General features: G+C 68.6%; 16 protein-coding genes and 1 pseudogene. 9 read left to right on the forward strand and 8 right to left on the reverse strand.

Features of this window, described 5'->3' with window-relative positions:
• Positions 1–19: 19 nt before the first annotated feature.
• The gene (locus ACODNG_RS03180) at positions 20–1,174 is read right to left on the reverse strand and encodes a methionine synthase (protein ID WP_434522400.1); all 1,155 of its coding nucleotides are present in this window, start codon (positions 1,172–1,174) and stop codon (positions 20–22) included.
• A 175-nt stretch (positions 1,175–1,349) separates the two neighbouring features.
• Here ACODNG_RS03180 and ACODNG_RS03185 point away from each other — a divergent pair, with 175 nt between their 5' ends.
• Together ACODNG_RS03185 and ACODNG_RS03190 are read left to right on the forward strand one after the other, a co-directional pair.
• Positions 1,350–1,550, forward strand: coding sequence for a hypothetical protein (locus ACODNG_RS03185; protein WP_434522401.1), 201 nt, complete (start codon positions 1,350–1,352; stop codon positions 1,548–1,550).
• Entirely contained in the window at positions 1,547–1,762 is a 216-nt protein-coding gene (locus ACODNG_RS03190) for a hypothetical protein (RefSeq protein ID WP_434522402.1), read from the forward strand. Before ACODNG_RS03185 ends, ACODNG_RS03190 begins: the two co-directional genes overlap by 4 nt.
• Before the next feature lie 97 nt (positions 1,763–1,859).
• On the opposite strand, the gene ACODNG_RS03195 is transcribed toward ACODNG_RS03190, so the two are convergent.
• From ACODNG_RS03195 to ACODNG_RS03205, 3 genes are all read right to left on the reverse strand, one after another.
• Complete coding sequence (locus ACODNG_RS03195) at positions 1,860–2,273, reverse strand: hypothetical protein (protein ID WP_434522403.1); 414 nt, start codon at positions 2,271–2,273, stop codon at positions 1,860–1,862.
• A gap of 490 nt (positions 2,274–2,763) precedes the next feature.
• Positions 2,764–3,807 (reverse strand): diphthamide biosynthesis enzyme Dph2, encoded by a 1,044-nt coding sequence (gene dph2, locus ACODNG_RS03200; protein WP_434522404.1) that lies wholly within the window; start codon positions 3,805–3,807, stop codon positions 2,764–2,766.
• 136 nt (positions 3,808–3,943) lie between these two features.
• A complete protein-coding gene (locus ACODNG_RS03205) occupies positions 3,944–4,645 on the reverse strand; it encodes a hypothetical protein (RefSeq protein ID WP_434522405.1) in 702 nt (233 codons plus the stop codon).
• Between the two features lie 131 nt (positions 4,646–4,776).
• On the opposite strand from ACODNG_RS03205, the gene ACODNG_RS03210 reads away from it, so the two are divergent.
• The 4 genes from ACODNG_RS03210 to ACODNG_RS03225 all read left to right on the forward strand — a co-directional run bounded on the left by ACODNG_RS03210 (position 4,777) and on the right by ACODNG_RS03225 (position 7,404).
• Positions 4,777–5,436: an alpha/beta hydrolase gene (locus tag ACODNG_RS03210; RefSeq protein ID WP_434522406.1), complete on the forward strand. Its 660-nt coding sequence runs from the start codon at positions 4,777–4,779 to the stop codon at positions 5,434–5,436.
• A gap of 69 nt (positions 5,437–5,505) precedes the next feature.
• The gene (locus ACODNG_RS03215; RefSeq protein WP_209546182.1) at positions 5,506–5,880 is read left to right on the forward strand and encodes a YlbF family regulator; all 375 of its coding nucleotides are present in this window, start codon (positions 5,506–5,508) and stop codon (positions 5,878–5,880) included.
• A 100-nt stretch (positions 5,881–5,980) separates the two neighbouring features.
• Complete coding sequence (locus ACODNG_RS03220) at positions 5,981–6,679, forward strand: P-loop NTPase (protein WP_434522407.1); 699 nt, start codon at positions 5,981–5,983, stop codon at positions 6,677–6,679.
• 104 nt (positions 6,680–6,783) lie between these two features.
• On the forward strand, positions 6,784–7,404 hold the full coding sequence (locus ACODNG_RS03225; protein ID WP_434522408.1) for an RAD55 family ATPase: 621 nt from the start codon (positions 6,784–6,786) through the stop codon (positions 7,402–7,404).
• Between the two features lie 38 nt (positions 7,405–7,442).
• Here the strand turns inward: ACODNG_RS03225 and ACODNG_RS03230 are convergent, their stop codons facing one another.
• Together ACODNG_RS03230 and ACODNG_RS03235 are read right to left on the reverse strand one after the other, a co-directional pair.
• Positions 7,443–7,703, reverse strand: coding sequence for a hypothetical protein (locus ACODNG_RS03230; RefSeq protein WP_434522409.1), 261 nt, complete (start codon positions 7,701–7,703; stop codon positions 7,443–7,445).
• Between the two features lie 152 nt (positions 7,704–7,855).
• Positions 7,856–8,789: pseudogene (locus tag ACODNG_RS03235) on the reverse strand (FKBP-type peptidyl-prolyl cis-trans isomerase).
• A 204-nt stretch (positions 8,790–8,993) separates the two neighbouring features.
• On the opposite strand from ACODNG_RS03235, the gene cyaB reads away from it, so the two are divergent.
• Positions 8,994–9,575, forward strand: coding sequence for a class IV adenylate cyclase (gene cyaB, locus ACODNG_RS03240; RefSeq protein ID WP_434522410.1), 582 nt, complete (start codon positions 8,994–8,996; stop codon positions 9,573–9,575).
• Positions 9,576–9,580: 5 nt separating this feature from the next.
• Here the strand turns inward: cyaB and ACODNG_RS03245 are convergent, their stop codons facing one another.
• Positions 9,581–10,066, reverse strand: a complete 486-nt coding sequence (locus tag ACODNG_RS03245) for a MaoC family dehydratase (RefSeq protein ID WP_434522411.1) — start codon at positions 10,064–10,066, stop codon at positions 9,581–9,583.
• Positions 10,067–10,473: 407 nt separating this feature from the next.
• Between ACODNG_RS03245 and ACODNG_RS03250 the strand changes: the two genes are divergently transcribed.
• On the forward strand, positions 10,474–11,409 hold the full coding sequence (locus ACODNG_RS03250) for an HpcH/HpaI aldolase/citrate lyase family protein (RefSeq protein WP_434522412.1): 936 nt from the start codon (positions 10,474–10,476) through the stop codon (positions 11,407–11,409).
• Between the two features lie 72 nt (positions 11,410–11,481).
• The gene (locus tag ACODNG_RS03255) at positions 11,482–12,735 is read left to right on the forward strand and encodes a Glu/Leu/Phe/Val family dehydrogenase (RefSeq protein ID WP_434522413.1); all 1,254 of its coding nucleotides are present in this window, start codon (positions 11,482–11,484) and stop codon (positions 12,733–12,735) included.
• A gap of 39 nt (positions 12,736–12,774) precedes the next feature.
• On the opposite strand, the gene ACODNG_RS03260 is transcribed toward ACODNG_RS03255, so the two are convergent.
• Entirely contained in the window at positions 12,775–13,488 is a 714-nt protein-coding gene (locus tag ACODNG_RS03260; protein ID WP_434522414.1) for a diphthine--ammonia ligase, read from the reverse strand.
• Between the last annotated feature and the right edge of the window lie 33 nt (positions 13,489–13,521).

Consider the following 13,521-nt stretch of genomic DNA (forward strand, 5'->3'; position numbering starts at 1 on the left):
GGCGGGGTTTCGCGTCGGATCAGTCGAGTCGGTCGTTCGCGATCTCGGCGCCCTCGACCAGCGCCTCCAGCTTCGCCCACGCGATCTCGGGGTCGACCATCCCGATGCCGGCCTGCGTGCCGAAGCCGCAGTCGGGCGCGGCGACGAGCGGGGTCCCGTCGTCGACCGCGTCCGCGACGCGCTCCAGCCTGTCCGCGATCGTCTCCGGGTGGTCGATGATGTTCGTCTTCACGTCGACGACGCCCGGGATGAGCGTCCACCCGTCGGGGAGGGGGTGTTCCGCGAACGCGCGGTACTCGTGCTGGTGGCGCGGGTTCGCCTGCTCGACGCTGAGTCCGGTGATGTCGGCCTCGTAGATCAGCGGCAGCATCTCGGCGAGGTCGGTGTCGAAGTGATGGGGTCCCTCGTAGCTGCCCCAGCAGGTGTGGAGCCGGACCTGCTCGGCGGGCACGTTCGCAAGCGCCTCGTTGAGCGCCTCGACGTGGAGCCGCGTCGCGTCCTTGGCGGCTTCCAGCGGCTCGTCCGCGTACGCCGCGGTGTGGCCGACGGTCAGCAGCTCCGGGGCGTCGATCTGGAGGGTGAGTCCCGCGTCGGCGACGAGCTCGTACTCCGTCTTCATCGCCTCGGCGACCGCGAACAGGAACTCGTCGTAGTCGTCGTAGTGGTCGTTGACGTGGGTGGCGGTGACGACGCTCGGCGACGCCGCGGTCATGAACGCGTCGTCGACGTCGCGGTCCGCGGCCGCGAGCGCGTCGGTGAGTCCGTCGATCTCCGCCTGCGCCTCCTCGCGGCCGGTGTACTCGATCGCCTCGGTGACGACCGGGTGCTTCGAGAGGTCGATCACGTCGGTCTTGAACGTCTCCTCGGCGTAGGAGGGGAACTCCTGAAGGTCAGCCCACAGCTCCGTCTCCCGCTTCCCGTCGATGCCGCTGAGCCGGTCGGCGACGTACCAGTTGAACGAGACGCGGGACTGCTCGCCGTTGTTGACCGAATCCAGACCGGTCTCGACCTGTCGGTCGACGACCTCGCGGGTCGCGTCCGCGACCGTCTCGTCCCACTCGTCGGGGTCGACCGGCTCGCCGTCCTGACGGCGGGTGAGCAGGTCGAGCAGTTCCGGCGGTCGCGGCAGACTACCGATGTGCGTGGTGGAGATCAGGGCGTCGTTCGTCGTCATCGATCGGGACGACGGGACCCGCCCTCAAAAGGGCGGAGGATCCGGCGGGATCGGCGTGATCGGGGGCGCGATTACCCTCCGTTACCGAACCGAACGAATCCGGGGGCGCGGGCCGCGACGGCGTGTAATTAGATGTAATTAAGATTTATCAGTCCGGAGCGAGACAGACTCGTCAATGAGCGAGTACACCACAATTTCCCTGCGGAAGGAATTCGTCGCGGACGTCGAGGAGTACATCGAAGACGAGCCGTTCGGCTCGGTCAAGGAGTTCGTGAAACACGTCGTCGTTCAGGAGATGGAGTCCGACGAGGGGGTCTCCGAGCAGGAGGCGAAACAGATCGCGCAGAAACTTCGGGATCTGGGGTACATGGAATGAGCGGGCGGCACGAAGAGGCTCGGTCGATGGGTCTCGGCGGGGTCGACCGCGCAGACCTCATCCTGCTCGCGATCCCGCTCGCGTTCTGCGTCGTGTACGCGGCGGCGTCGCTCGTCGCCGGTGGTTACACGCTCCCCGTCGCTGGCGGGTCGCTCGCGGCCGGCGTCCTCGTGGTCGACGGCCTCTTCCTAAACCCGCCGGACGAGGCGTGACGACTCGTTGAGATGGGATCAAATCAGAAAGGGAATTCGGTGAAATCTATTTTTCTAGGTATTATATCGAGTGGAACAGCCGGCAGATGGACTCTGCCTATCTAGCATCGTCGTCTTCGTCAACCCATGCTCCGATGAGTGTCTCCTCACCCTCCTGCCGCCACAGGATTTCCACAACGTTCGTTTCCCACAAGAGTTGGAGCCGTATTTCATCGCCATCAATCGTGTCGCTTGGCTCCACCTCATCATCTAACTCAGACCATGCGATGGTGTCTGTCTCTCGGGACTCCCAATCAACAACAACCTCGCGGAAGTACACATCACCCGCTTGCAGGCTCTCCTGGCCACCCGTATGCTGAACATCTAATCTATTAGCCACATGGTCAGCACCCTGAAACTCAAAAGAAAAACAGGCGACCTCGTCGCACCTCGTTATCCCATAGTAACCAAGAGCCCCGAATCCGACCGTTGCCGCACCGCCCAAGAGAATGACTCGCCGCTTCAAGGACATACCTGAAACCACATAGTAGTGATAATAGGCTTTTTGACTATTTGTCCTTGTTCCGGTAATTCACTTGAGCTGGGCGTCGTTGGTAATTGTACCACCCGTACTGAGCGATTGATGACGGAGAAACATCGTCTCCAGAGAATTGCAACAGAGTCAGATAACCGATGGCCCGACGACGAACGCCTCCAAAGCCCCATCCAGCACCGCAGCCTCGTACCTCCCCAGCCTCGTCAGTCGCCCGTCGCTTCGCTCCGGGCGACTGACTCCAGCGAGAATCGAAGATTCTCTGGCAGCCGGCGCGTAGCGCCGGCGACAGCGAGGCGCGACGCGCCTCTGGGAGGCGGGCGAAGTCCGACGGCCTCGCGCGTGCGGCTCACGGCCGCCGAGAGCGGCCGCTCGCCGGCACGCGCCGCCGCGCTCGGTGTTTATAAGTAATCTCACCGCTGGAAGCGTTCGACGGAGTCTGAAAAAGCGAACCGCGCTTCGCGCCGACTTACCAGGTGTCGTGGAACGTGTCGAACTCGATCGAGTCGAGCGGCTTCTCGCCGATAGCGGCCTCGTACTCGCCGGGCGTCAGCATCGGCTTGTGGAACCGCGGGCCGTCGTCGGTCGTGATCCGCGGACAGCCGGTGTTGACGAACGCGTCCATGTCGAAGTTCCGCAGGCGGTCCGGCGTCACCTCGTCCATCGTGATCAGGTAGGCGTTCTCGTTGTTGTCGACGATCTCCTGAGCCTTCTCCCAGCGGCCCTGGCCGATCTTGGTACAGAAGATGACGCCCCACTTCTCCGCGTCCATCGCCTTGTGGACCGCGGCGTAGCGCTGCTTGAGGAACTGGTCGTGTTCGGCGACCGACACGGCGTTGTTGACCGGGTCGGCGATGACGACGCGCTTGTCGGGGTGTTCCATCGCGAGGCCGACCGGGTGGAACTTCCCGCCGCCGACGTACAGGACCTGCTCGGCATCGATGTCCGCGGAGGCGTAGTTACAGCCGAGCACCTGCCCCTCCTTCGTGAGGCGGTCGTCGCCCCGGCGGGTGTGGACCTCGTAGCCGCGCTCCTCCAGCCAGTCGGTCATCTCCTCGAACCGGTTCATGTGCTGAGCCGTCGTGACGAGGCCCACGTCGGCGTCCTCCTCCGGCGGGGACAGCTCCTCCGCCAGCGCGTCCTCCATGATCGGGAACGGGTCGACGTTCGAGAACAGGGGGACGTAGACGATGCTGTCGGACTCCTTCATCGGCGTGTGACCGAAGTGGACGAACACGTCCGTCCGGCGCATCAGGTACGTGTCGAGGTCGCAGGCGCCGTAGCAGGGCTGCCCGGAGAGCATGAACGTGACGTCGTCGGGGGCGACCTCGCGGAGGTCGTCGGCGACCTTCGGGCCGCGGCGCTTGAGCCCCTCGGGGAACTGGAGACCGACCTTCGAGGCGTCGCGCTCCTCGATGGCCTCGAGGATCCGGTCGAGTTCGTAGTCCCACTCGCGGTCGTGTTTCAGGGCCATCCCCGTCTTCGTGAGGTCGCCCTCCGTGGAGCCGCTCATATCGAACGAATTGTGTGGCAGGACGGTTAAACGGCCCGTTCGACCCCGAGTTTCGTCCCAGACGTTCGTGACCATCGGCTGCGCCCGTCGGACCGTCGGGGAGCGGCCGCCGCGATCGACGCGCAGTCCCGATGTCTCAGAGGCTGTCGTCGGTGAGCAGTCGAGCGAACCACGTCCGCACGCCGGGCAGCACCGCGCCCGCCTCGACCGCGACCGGGTCCCGGTCGACGTCGAGGGGCACCCGCTGCGCGTCGTCGCGCTCGACGTCCTCGCGGGACCAGACCAGATTCCCGTCGGCGTCCGCCGCGGGGGCGTCGCCGCGCACTTCCCACCCGGATCCGCCGCGAACGACGAGCCGATCGGCGCCGAGGTACCGCGACCCCTCGCCGCCGATCGCGATCGGATTCCGGGGAGCTGCGGGCGTCAGGGGCGTGAACACCACGGCGCCGAGGTGTCGCTCCGTGGCGTTCGGATCTCGGTAGTCGACCACCAGCGCGTCCCCGTCGACCCGCGAGTCGACGTCTCTCGGATCCGCGATTCCGTCCCGAACGGCGTCCGAGACGACCGCGCGCCGGAGGGACTCGTTCGCCGCGAGCGCGTCGCTTCCGGCCGCGAGGTCCACCCGGGCTTCCCACGTCGTCGACCCGTTCTCGTGGAGCGTGACGGTCAGCGAACTCTCGCCGGCGGCCACGGAGGGACCGTCCGCCGTCGTTCGATCCAGTTCGCAGACGCCGCAGACGGGCGTCGGCGGTGCGCGCGCGTCGACCGGCGGCGCAGCGACCAGGGCAGTCACGCCGAGGAGCAGTGCGACCAGCAGGGGGAGGGAGCGGGGACGCATACGCTGACCGTCTGTGCGAGCGAACTATAAAATCACGGCGTCGATGCCGACCGGCCCTTCGGCGGCGGCGCCGTGACGACGCGCTGCCGCGGCCGACGGACCTAACCGCCGTCCTCGCCAATCGCGCACCGATGACCGACATTCCGCTCGAACACGTTCACGTCGCGCCCGACGACGGGACCGACGGCGAGCCCGCGCCCGCCGTTTTCGTCCTCCACGGCCGCGGCGCCGACGAGGAGGACCTGCTCCCGGTCGCCGCCGAGCTGCCGGACGAACTCCACGTCGTCAGCCTCCGCGCGCCGGACCCGCTTCAGGGTGGGTACACGTGGTACGAACTCGACCTCTCGGCCGGCGGGCTGGAGTCGAGCCAGCCTGACGCCGACGACTTCCGGCGGAGCCTCGATCTGATAGTCGAGAGCGTCGAGACCGCGGTCGACGCCTACGGACTCGACGCCGACCGGATCGGCCTGCTCGGGTTCAGTCAGGGCGCGATCACGAGCCTCTCGCTCCTCTTGGAGGACCCCGACCGCTACGCGTGGGTCGTCGCGCTCCACGGCTACCTCCCAGAGTCGCACGCCGATCTCGACCCTGACGGAATCGAGGGGAAGCCCATCTTCGTCGGCGCCGGAGCCGGTGACCGCGTGATCCCCGACTCGCGGACGAACGCCGCCGTCGAGCGGCTCGAAGCCGTCGACGCCGCCGTCACCCACGGGAGCTTCCCCGGCGGCCACGGTATCGGTCCCCAAGAGCTCGAGGCGGTCGTCGAGTTCGTCGAGTCGCAGGCTCGGTAACGAGGGTCGGAAGCCGACCCCGACCCCCGGCTCCGGCAGGTTCAAACGGCTCGCCCACGACGTTCGAATATGAGCGTCGAACAGGTCTCCATCGAGGACCTCGGCCGAGAGCTTGGCGAACGGATCGCCGAAACCGCGGAGTACGAGCGGTTCGAAGAGGCGAGAGCGGCGGTCCAGCGCGACGAGGAAGTCCAGAGCCGGATCGACGAGTTCGAGCAGTTGCGCGCGGAGTTCATGCAGGCCCGTCAGACCGGACAGGCGACGAACGACGGGCTTCAGCGCGTTCAAGAGGCGCAGGACGAACTCCACTCGATGCCCGTGATGAGCGAGTACCTCGACGCACAAGACGAGCTCGAAGACACCCTCGAAGCCGTCAACGAAGCCATCTCCGAGCCGCTCGCCGTCGACTTCGGCGGCGAGGCCGGCGGCTGCTGTCAGGACTAATCCGTCGTCAGCGCTCGCTGGCGTGGCCGTCCGACCGGCCGCCGGTGCCGGACGGCGATCACGGCTGACTCCTTATAAGCGATACCGACTCACGCCCGCCGTGATAGCCGTCGCCGGCGGCAAGGGCGGAAGCGGAAAGACCACGACTACCCTCGGGCTCGCCCGCGCGCTCTCGCGGCGCGGCGCTCCCGTAGTCGGCGCGGACGCCGACTGGGATCTGCCGAATCTCGCGCGGTTGGCCGCGGAAACCGCGGCGGACTCCGCGCCCGCCGGAACCGGACCGCAGGCCACCGGAGAGGCGGCACGAACGGTCCTCGACGCGGCTCGCGGAACCGATCGGGTGCGCCCGGATCGCTCCGAGCCGACGGTCCTCGCGGCCCCCGACTCGCCGCGGTCCGTCGACGCGCACGCGACGTTCGACGCGCTCGACGGCGCGACGCCGGACGAAGCACCGGTGTTGCTCGACTGTCCGGCCGGCGCGTCTCCGGACGTGGCCGCGCCCCTGCGAGCGGCGGACCGGGCGCTGATCGCGACGCCGCTCAAGCGGGCCGCGCTCCGCGACGCCGCGAAGACGGCGGCGATCGCGCGCCGTCTCGGCTGTCCACCGGTCGGCGTGGTCGTGATCGGCGAGACGAGCGTGCCGGACCGGGTGGCGGCGCTGCTCGATTGTCCCGTTCTCGGCGCGATTCCGGACGGCGGGGCCGCCCCGCTGTCCGACCCGGACGTCCGGAGCGCGTACGACGACCTCGCCCGGCGGCTCGGCGAGACCAAGGCGGCGACGGGATGGAAAGTCGCGTGAGGATCGCGGAGGCTGGCGGCTCCGGAACGGCGGACTGCGAGGCCGTCGTCGGCCGAGAGAGCCGTCACCGACAGACCCAAGCGTCCACGGGCGGCAGCGATCGTATGGAGACGCTTCCGACTGGGATCTCGGTGCTGGATCGACAGTTCGGCGGAGGGCTCCCGAGCGGTAGCGTCGTCGTGTTGAAGGCGAATCCCGACAGTCAGTCCGAGCTCATCCTGGACCGTTTCGCCCGGATTCGCCGGTGTCGATACCTGACGACCGTTCGATCGGCCGGAGCGGTGGAGGCGGCGCTCAGCCTCGACGGGGACGAGGAGACGACGGTCGAGACCACGGACGACGCCGGCGACCTCGACGAAGCAGCGGCGTTGACCGACGACCTCCCCGAAGGCGGGACGCTGATCGTCGACTCCGTGGAGCCGCTTGAGGCGGAGGCGTCCCCGTCGACGTACGCCGAGTTCCTCGACGGGGTCCGGTCCCGCGTCGACGACGCCGGCGGCGTCGCGGTGCTCCACGCGCTTCGCGGCGGCGAGGATCCCCGAACGAGGCGGATCACGGAACAGGTCGCGGACGTCGTGTTCGATCTCCGCACCACCGTCACCGGAACCGAAATCGCGAATCGCCTCGTCGTTTCCAAGTTCCGCGGCGGCGCCGCCCTCGAAGAGCCGCTAAAGCTAAAGCTCACCGACGAGGTCGCCGTCGACACGAGCCGCGACATCGCCTGAATCGGTCCAACGTCCTCGCGGCTGGCTCAATTCTCGGGTTAGACTACGGCGGAAACGACCAGCACGACGCCACCCACGACGGCCGCTAGGATCGCCCAGTTCCGCGCGGTGTCGAACGCCCCGTACGGGCCGCCCTTCCGCGAGAAGAGGTACAGCGCGTACACGGCGAGCGGCGTCAGCGCCGGGAGCGTCGCGACTGAGACGAGACCGGTGAAACTCGACAGCAGCGCGACCGCGACCGTCGTCGCGCCCGCGGCCGCGGCGACGAGCGCGTCCTCGCGTGCCCGTTCGATCTCCATACTCTGTCTGGACGGGCCGGCGGGCAAAAGGGATCTGTTCGGTGGTCGGATCGACTCCTCGGGCGGAGACGGACGCGGAGCCGACCGAACGCAGTCGCTCCGCGCGACGCGAAAAACGGAAGAATTCGAAGACCGGTAGACGGGGAGGTCGGTTACTCCTCGTCGATCTCGTCGACGATCTCGTCGGCGTCGACGTCGACGTCTTCGAGCGCCTCCTCGATGTCGACGTCGCCGGCGCCGCCGCCCATGCCGCCCATCATGCCGCCGAGACCGCCCATGCCGCCGCCCTCGATGACCTCCTCGACGACTACGCGGTCGAGGTCGAGGCGGCTCATGAGGTCCTGGGCGATCTGCTGTTTCTGGAACATCCACTGCTGGTTCATCTCGCATCGCCTGCGTCGCGGTGACGTAGAGGACGTCCTTCTCGACCTCCTCGGTCTCGACGGTCTCCTCGCCGTCGTCGTCCTCGGTGACGGTCTCTTCCTCCTCGGTGACCGTCTCGATGCGGACCTCTGGCGCCTCCTGGAGGTACATGCCGAGCATGCCGGCGGCCTGCTGTTCGCGGTCGTCGATGGCTTCGAGGATCTCGTACTCGTACTCGAGGTCCTCACCGGCCAGCGGGTGGTTGAAGTCGACGCGGGCGCGGCCGCCGATGATCGTTTCGAGGTGGCCCTGCTGGTTGTCGATCTGGACCTGCGCGCCGGGGTAGCGGTCGTCCTCGGGGATCTTGTCGGCCTTGACCGTCTCGACCTCGTCGGGGTCGTACTCGCCGAAGGCGTCCTCGGCGGGGACGTCGACTGTGCCCTCGTCGCCGACGGAGCCGCCGATGAACGCCTCCTCGACGGAGGGGAACACGTGGCCGGCGCCGAGCGCGATGATGCGCGGCTCGAAGTCGTACTCGTCGACGTCGATCTCGGCCTCCTCGGCCGTCTCCTTGTCGGTCGTGTCGATGACGCGATCGTCGTCGGCCGTTCGGATCGTGTACGCGACGCGGACGAAGTCGCCGTCTTCGAGTCCGTCTGCGTCGGTCTCGGTCTCGGTCTCCTCGGCCTCGTCGGCCGCGTCCGCTTGCTCCTGATCGCTCATACCTGAAGGTCACCTGTTACACCCTTAAGAAGCACGGTTCGGCCCGAAGGCCGCCGACGAACGGGAAACGGCGACGGTTCGGGCACTGACACGCCGCCGCGCGCGGCCCGCCACTTGTTCTCGGAGCGCGCAGGGTTCCGCCGGGCACCCCGAAGCGCGCAGAGTCCCGCGTCCCTTTTGAACGCGCCGGGCGCACGCCCTGCCATGTACGAAGTCGAGATCAAAGTTCCGGCCGAACTCGACGCGACGCGGGAGCGCCTCCGCGAGGCCGGTGCCGAGCGTGTCGACGCCCGCCGACAGCGCGACACCTACTACGACGCGCCGCACCGCGAGTTCGCTGAGACCGACGAGGCGCTCCGGATCCGGCGCGAAACGCCGCTGGCGGAGGGCGTGGAGTCGCCGCCGGAAGACGACTCCGACGCGGCGGCGACGGTTACCTACAAGGGACCGCTCCTCGACGAGGCCTCGAAGACGCGCGCCGAACACGAGACGGGCGTCGACGACGGCGAGGCCCTCGCGGCGGTCTTCTCGGGGCTGGGCTTCGAACCGGCCGCGACGGTCGAGAAGCGCCGGGAGTTCTGGTCGTACGACGGGTTCACGGTGACGCTCGACGCGGTCACCGGGCTGGACGAGTACGTCGAGATCGAGCGCGCCGTCGAGACGGAGGGCGAGGTCGACGCGGCGCGCGAGGCGGCGGTCGACGCGCTCGACCACCTCGACCTCGACGCGGACGAGCAGGTTCGGACCTCCTACCTCGGGCTGTTGCTGGCCGGCGAGGGGGACTGACGGACTCAGTCGCGCTCGCCGTCTTCGGCTCCCTCCGGCCGCTTCTCGGAGAGGACGGTCCGCTCGAACTCGCAGACGAGCACGTCCTCGTCCCCGTCGACGACCTTGAACGCCTCCACGCGCATGGTGACGACGCCGCGCTCGCCGTCGCTCGTCTCCCGCTTGTCGGTGACGGTCGAGCGCGCTCGGATCGTATCGCCGTGGAACACCGGGTTCGGGTGTTCCACGCCGTCGTACGAGAGGTTCGCGACGATGGTCCCGTCCGTCGTCTCGGGGATGGAGACCCCGACCGCGAGCGACATGGTGTACAGCCCGTTCACCAGCCGCTCGCCGAACTGGGTGTCTTCCGCGAAGTCCGCGTCGAGGTGGAGCGGCTGCTGGTTCATCGTCATGTCGCAGAAGCGCTGGTTGTCGGATTCGCTTATCGTCCGTCGCTTCGCGTGCTCTATCGTCTCGCCGACTTCGAACTCCTCGTAGTACAGTCCGGACATGGCCCTCCGGTCGACCGGCGGCGTGAAATCGGTACCGCTCTTTACTGGGGCCATTCGTGGTGACTCCCTCCGAAGCCCCAGCCGATCGCTTATAAACTGCTGCTGACGGATCGATCGCGAACGCCTCCAAAGCCCCAGCCGCGGGGCCGCCGTAGGCGACGCAAGGACCGAGGACCGCAGCGAGCGTACGGCGGCCCCGCGGCTGGGGCTTTGAGTCCCGCCCCGCATCGCACAGCACCTCACACCTCCCCAGCCTCGTCGCTGGCGGCTGCCGCCGCCAGCGACTCCCTCGCGCGTGCGACTCGCGCCCTCCGGGCGCTCGCCGGCACGCGCCGCCGCACTCATTCAGTTATAAATCGCCGCCTCAGACGCCCACGATTTATGTCCGACGACGGGGAGACCTCGACATGGCCCGACGAAGCCTGCTGTTCTCTCCCGGCGACAGCCCCGACCTCATGCGCAAGGCGCCCGGGTCCGGCGCCGACGTGATCTGCTTCGACCTCGAAGACGCCGTCGCCCCCGGCCGGAAAGACGAGGCTCGGTCGGCGATCCGCGAGGTGCTCGCCGACCCCGCGTTCGACCCCGACGCGGAGATCTGCGTCCGACTGACAGCCGAGTCGCCCGCGGCCGACCTCGACGGCGTGTTGGGGAGCGACACGGGCGACGAGAGAGGCGCGGAGAGAGAGACCGCCGCGGAGCGAGGAACCGGCGCGGAGACCGGAACCGGCGACGTTCGGCTCGACGCAGTGATGCTCCCGAAGGTCGAGTCCGCCGACCGCGTCGAGACCGTCGCCGCGCTGTGCGCCGAGCGCGGCCGCGACCCCGCCGTGTTCGCGCTCGTCGAGACCGCGGCGGGCGTCCTCTCGGCGCAGGCGATCGCGGCCGCAACCGCGACCGACGCGCTCGCCTTCGGCGCCGAGGACCTCGCCGCCGACGTGGGCGCCACACGGACCGACGAAGGGACGGAGGTGCTGTACGCCCGCGAACACGTCGTTCTCGCGGCGAGCGCGGCCGAGGTCGACGCGCTCGACACGGTGTACACGGACTTCTCGGACGGGTCGGGACTTCGCGAGGACGCGGCGTTCGCCCGGCGGCTCGGCTACGACGGGAAGCTCGCGATCCACCCGGCGCAGGTGGGACCGATCACCGAGGCGTTCACGCCGGATCCGGAGGAAGTCGAGTGGGCGAAGGCGATCCTCGACGCCCGCGACGAGGCGGAGCGAGAGGGACGCGCCGTCTTCGAGGTCGACGGCGAGATGATCGACGCGCCCCTGATCGCGCAGGCGGAGCGGATCCTCGACCGCGCGGCCGACGGCGAGCGCGCCCCCGAGGGCGGCCGCTGACGGCGACGCTCGGCGCGCGGACGACCCGGGCCATCCGTCACAATTAACCACCGGCCACCAGCACGTGAGAGTATGTCTTCTGAGGCGAATCCGTTCGAGAGTCTGCGGGAGCAGGTGGACGACGCCGCGGCAGTCGTCGACGCCGGTCCGGGCGTTATCGAGCGGCTGAAGAACCCGGAGCGGGTGTTGGAGACGAACCTGACGTTCGAGCGCGACGACGGTTCGCTGGAGACCGTCCGCGCGTACCGCTCGCAGTTCAACGGCGACCGCGGCCCGTACAAGGGCGGGATCCGCTATCACCCGGGCGTCACCCGCGACGAGGTGAAGGCGCTGTCGGGCTGGATGGCGTACAAGTGCGCCGTCGTCGACATCCCGTACGGGGGCGGCAAGGGCGGTATCGCGATCGACCCGGCCGACTACTCCGCGGACGAGTTAGAGCGCATCACCCGGGCGTTCGCGACCGAACTGCGCCCCCTGATCGGCGAGGACCGCGACATCCCCGCGCCGGACGTCAACACCGGCCAGCGGGAGATGAACTGGATTAAAGACACCTACGAGACCCTCGAGAACACGACCGCGCCCGGCGTCATCACGGGGAAGGCGATCGACTCCGGCGGCAGCGAGGGCCGCGTCGAGGCGACCGGTCGCTCCGTGGCGCTGTCCGCCCGCGAGGCGTTCGACTGGATCGGCCGCGACCTCGCGGGCGCGACGGTCGCCGTTCAGGGGTACGGCAACGCCGGCTCCGTCGCGGCCGCGCTGCTCGACGAACTCGGCGCCAGCGTGGTCGCGGTCTCCGACTCCTCCGGGGGCATCCACGACGCCGACGGACTCGACCCGCGCGAGGTGAAGGCGCACAAGTCTGAGACCGGCTCGGTGACCGGCTACTCCGGCGCCGACTCCCTCACGAACGACGAGCTGCTCACGCTCGACGTCGACTGCCTCGTCCCGGCCGCGCTGGAGAACGCGGTCGACGGCGACCTCGCGGCGGACGTCGCCGCCGACCTGATCGTCGAGGCGGCGAACGGCCCGCTCACGCCGGACGCCGACGACGTACTCGCCGAGCGCGACGTCCACGTCGTCCCCGACATCCTCGCGAACGCGGGCGGCGTCACCGTCTCCTACTTCGAGTGGGTCCAGAACCGACAGCGGTTCAGCTGGACCGAGGAGCGCGTCAACGAGGAGCTGGAACGCGTGATCACGGCGGCGTTCGACACGCTGGTCGACACCTACGAGTCGAACGAGGTTCACAACCTCCGAACCGCGGCGTACGTCGTCGGGATCGGTCGGATCGTGGACGCGTACGATCAGGCCGGGAACTGGCCGTAGCGTGGGCGATTCGGCGGCGTTTCGGCGATCGTCGCCGGGTCACTCCAGCGACGCGTCCCGGATCTCGACGTGGCCGCGGTCGCCCTCCCACACCGCGTCGTAGGCCAGGTCGATGCGGCGGTCCATGTGCGGGCCGTCGACGACGTACGTCTCGAACTCGCCCCCCTCGCCGAGCGGGTGGACGCCGTACTCCTCGCGAAGCGCGAGCAGGTCGTCGAGCGCGGCCGCGTCGTACCGCCGCCCGAGCCACGACTCGTCGAGTCCGTACGCCGCCACCTGAACGATCCGAATCTCGAAGCCGGCGTCGAACATCGCTTCCGCGAGTTCGACGGGGTCTTCCTGCCACAGCGGCGCGAACAGATCGATCCCGAGCCGGTCGCACATCGCCTGAATCCGGTTCGTCTGGAACTCGCTTTCGACCGCGCCGGCGGTGACGCCCGCGAGATCCACGTCGCTCTCGGCGGCGATCTCCCGAAGCGCCGCCTCCATCGGCTCCAACTCCGCGTCGCCCTGCGCGCCCGCGTCGTCGACGTCGTCCGCGCCGAAGTCCGCGGGCGACACCTCGACGAGGTCGATCCCGACGCTCTCGGCCGCGAGCGACGCCAGCTCTGTCGCCGGCGTGTGGTACATGTACGAGTCGCCGGCGGGGTGGACGGTCAGGAGTCGCGAGACGTCGAGTCCCTCCTCCAGCGCGCGGTACAGCGCCCACGAGGAGTCTTTCCCGCCGGAGAAGAGGCTCACCCAGTTGCTCATGACCGGAAGAGAGTATCGCGCGGATAAAGGGTC

The sequence above is a fragment of the Halorubrum sp. AS12 genome (genome assembly GCF_051122765.1).
GTDB lineage: Archaea > Halobacteriota > Halobacteria > Halobacteriales > Haloferacaceae > Halorubrum > Halorubrum trapanicum.